The 3,353-nt window shown below is 68.4% G+C and carries 3 protein-coding genes; all 3 read left to right on the plus strand.

From position 1 onward, the window contains the following. Window positions 1-209: 209 nt before the first annotated feature. On the plus strand, window positions 210-1,772 hold the full coding sequence (gene rmuC / locus ACI2JH_RS12630; RefSeq protein WP_404736348.1) for a DNA recombination protein RmuC: 1,563 nt from the start codon (window positions 210-212) through the stop codon (window positions 1,770-1,772). Between the two features lie 54 nt (window positions 1,773-1,826). Beyond that, window positions 1,827-2,210, plus strand: coding sequence for a hypothetical protein (locus ACI2JH_RS12635; protein WP_404736349.1), 384 nt, complete (start codon window positions 1,827-1,829; stop codon window positions 2,208-2,210). A 63-nt stretch (window positions 2,211-2,273) separates the two neighbouring features. Further along, window positions 2,274-2,816: a glutathione peroxidase gene (locus ACI2JH_RS12640; RefSeq protein ID WP_319275668.1), complete on the plus strand. Its 543-nt coding sequence runs from the start codon at window positions 2,274-2,276 to the stop codon at window positions 2,814-2,816. Window positions 2,817-3,353: the final 537 nt, after the last annotated feature.

Raw genomic sequence — 3,353 nt, forward strand, 5'->3', positions numbered from 1 at the left:
GGGGGGGGGGGGGGGGGGGTTTGTGCCCGCCGCCCCGCGCCTCGGCGGCCCAGTCGACCTACCAGGCCCAGCGGCGGCGGCGCACCCCCACCCCCCCCCCCCCCCGACCCGATCGCGCCATGCGCTTGAGCGCTGCCAACCGCGCGGGGTCCAACCCGTTCGACCCCCCCGGCGCAGCGCATGAGACGGCAGCCGCCTAAACTAGCGGCATGGAAACCCAGACGCTTGCTCTACTGGCCGTGCTGTTGCTGGCCGTCATCCTTGTCCTGCTGGTGGTGGTGCTGCGCCGCTCCGGCGGCGGCACCGACCCCCACCAGCTGGACGCCCTGCGCCAGGCGCTGGCCGACGAACGCGACCGCAGCCTGGCCGCGCAGGTCGACGCCGGCCAGCTGCGTGGACGCCTGCAGTCGCTGCAGGACGACATCGAAGGCGAACGCCGGCGTGGACTGGAAGCGCAGCAGGCACTCAGCGCGGCACAGGGCCGCATCGAACGCGACGCCGCGCTGGCCAGCGAGCGTGACACCCGTCTGGTCGAACGTGGCAACGCCCTGCAGCAGCTGCAGGCGCAGCTGGCTGAAGCACAGCAGCAGCTGCAGGCCCAGCGCGAAAGCTACCAGCAGCTGCACGGCGAACACACCCGCCTGCAGGCCAACCTGCAGCACTCCCAGCAGGCCAGTGACGAACTGCGCGCCTACCTGGACAGCGCCAAGGAGAAGCTGAGCGGCGCCTTCGCCGAACTGGCCGGCAAGGTCTTCGAAGAGCGCGGCCAACAGTTCGAGAAGAACGTACGCCATGCCACCGGTCAGTCGCGGCAGGACATCGAGAACCTGCTGAAACCCTTCACCGAACGCCTGCAGGAGTTCCGCGGCCGGGTCGACGTGCTGTACGCCGAAGAAGCCCGCGAACGCGCCAGCCTGCTCGGCGCGGTGGGCGAACTGAAGACGCTCAACCAGGACATGGCCTCGCAGGCCGCAGCCCTCACCAACGCCTTGAAGGGCAATGCGAAGGTGCGCGGCGACTGGGGCGAGCTGATGCTGGAAACCGTGCTGCGCGGCTCCGGGCTGGAAGAAGGGGTGCACTACAAGCGCCAGCAGCACGTGGTGGATGAGGAAGGCGAACGCCTGCGCCCCGACGTGGTGGTGAACTTCCCGGACCAGCGCAGCATCGTGGTCGACAGCAAGGTCAACCTGGTGGCGTGGCAGGAAGCGATGAACGCGGTGACCCCCGAAGCCAGCGGCGAAGCGCTGCTGCGGCATGCCACCGCGCTGCGCGCACATGTGCGCGACCTCGGCGTGCGCAACTATCCCAAGGCGATGGGCGAAGAGCAGACGCTGGATGTGACCATCGCCTTCGTGCCGATCGAAGGAGCCTTGTCGGCGGCGTTGTCAGCCGATCCTTCGCTGCAGACCTATGCCTTCGACAACAAGGTGGTGTTCGCTTCGCCCAACACGCTGATGGCGCTGCTGCGCGTAGCCGAACGGCTGTGGACGCGCGACAAGGTGCAGAAGCAGGCGCTGCAGATCAGTGACGCCGGGGGGCTGGTGCTGGACGCGCTGATGGCGTTCCTGAGCGATTTCAACAACGTCGGCAAGAAGCTCGAAGACGCCACCGCCGCGTTCTCCAATGCCCGCAACCGCCTGCAGGATTCACGCCATTCGGCGATCAGCCGCGCGCGACGATTGGCCGAGCTGGGCAGCAAGGCCAAGAAGGCATTGCCTCCTGAACTGCAGCCCGACACCGTGCAGCAACTGGTGGCGCCTGACGGGGAGTAGACACATCGCTTCGGTATCCTCGCCGTCTCACCCGCACCTTGATGGATACCGCCGATGCGCCTTTCCCTGCTGGCCAGCCTGTTGCTGGTGACCTCCCTTGCCGGTTGTGCTTTCGGTGGCAGCCGCCCAGGTGCCGCCACGACGGCCGCCGACACGGTGCCGGCCGTGCCCGCGCTGGACGCCGCCGCATGTACCGCGCAGGGCGGCGAGCTGCGTCCATTGGGACGCCTGCAGCGCGTGCAGTGCGTGGTGCCCTATGCCGATGCCGGCAAGACCTGCAATGCCAAGGCCGACTGCAGCGGCCAGTGCCTGGCCATCGGTGAGGTGGTTGCCGGCTCGCCGGCCTCCGGTGTCTGCCAGCGCGATGCCAGCGAAAACTTCGGCTGCCGCCAGCGCATCGATGGCGGCGTTGCCCAAGGCACGATCTGCGTGGATTGAGCGCGCGCTGCCGCGCGTCCCCTGCGTGATGCCTCCCGTTCAACCTCTAACCAGGAGTCCGCCGTGACCCAGTCGATCCAGGATGTTCCCGTCACCACCATCGAAGGCCAGCCGGTCTCGCTTGCCGATTACCGTGGCAAGGTGCTGCTGGTGGTCAACGTCGCCTCCAAGTGCGGCCTGACCCCGCAGTACGAAGGCCTGCAGAAGCTGTATGTGGAAAAGCAGGCGCAGGGCCTTGAAGTCCTCGGTTTCCCGGCCAACAACTTCCTCGGCCAGGAGCCGGGCAGCGAAGCGGACATCCAGCAGTTCTGCCAGCTGACCTACGACGTCAGTTTCCCGATGTTCGCCAAGATCAGCGTGGCCGGCGATGACGTGCATCCGCTGTACCAGCAGCTGATCGCCGCCCAACCGCAGGCGATCGGCGAAGGTCCGATGCGCGAACGGCTGGCGGCCAAGGACCTGGCCCGGCCGGCACCGGGCATCCTGTGGAATTTCGAGAAGTTCCTGATCGGCCGCGACGGCCAGGTCATTGCCCGTTTCGCCCCGGATGTAACCGCGGACGACGCACGCGTGCGCGAAGCCGTGGACGCCGCATTGGCGGCCTGAGTCCGCGAACGGCGCAGCCCCTCGTGGTGGGTCGCGAAAGCCTGGTTTCTGGGAATAGGCCGGGCGGGAGGGGTTGGTGGGGGACGGCAAGAGCCGCTCCATGCGGGCCTCGCGTCGCGGGTTCACGCCATCGCATTCGCGCTGCCGCTCCCACGCTTTGCTGCGCAAACCGTGGGCCCCGTCTCACCAGCACCACACCCCGCCGCTTCGCGGCCGCCCCTGACTCAGGGGCTCCCTCCACCCGACGGGACACCGCGGCCTGCGGTAGCGCCGACCCATGGTCGGCGGCTTTTCATTTCGGTGTCGGACAGTTTCCGCCGACCATGGGCCGGCGCTACCGCTTTGCTTTCTTCTTACGTGGCGGGACGTGCGCGCGGACTGTCATGGCCGGGCGGGAGGGGTTGGTGGGGGCGTTGAGCGCCAAGGATGGCGCGAAACGAGGCCCGCCGCTTCGCGGCCGCCCCTGACTCAGGGGCTCCCTCCACCCGACGGGACACCGCGGCCTGCGGTAGCGCCGACCCATGGTCGGCGGCTTTT

Source organism: Stenotrophomonas sp. NPDC078853, from assembly GCF_044901215.1.
Taxonomy (GTDB): Bacteria; Pseudomonadota; Gammaproteobacteria; order Xanthomonadales; family Xanthomonadaceae; genus Stenotrophomonas; species Stenotrophomonas lacuserhaii.

What these genes read in the sequence shown, in the direction of transcription:
- rmuC (WP_404736348.1), top strand. Translation starts at nt 210, where the DNA reads ATGGAAACCCAGACGCTTGCTCTACTGGCCGTGCTGTTGCTGGCCGTC.
- ACI2JH_RS12635 (WP_404736349.1), top strand. Translation starts at nt 1,827, where the DNA reads ATGCGCCTTTCCCTGCTGGCCAGCCTGTTGCTGGTGACCTCCCTTGCC.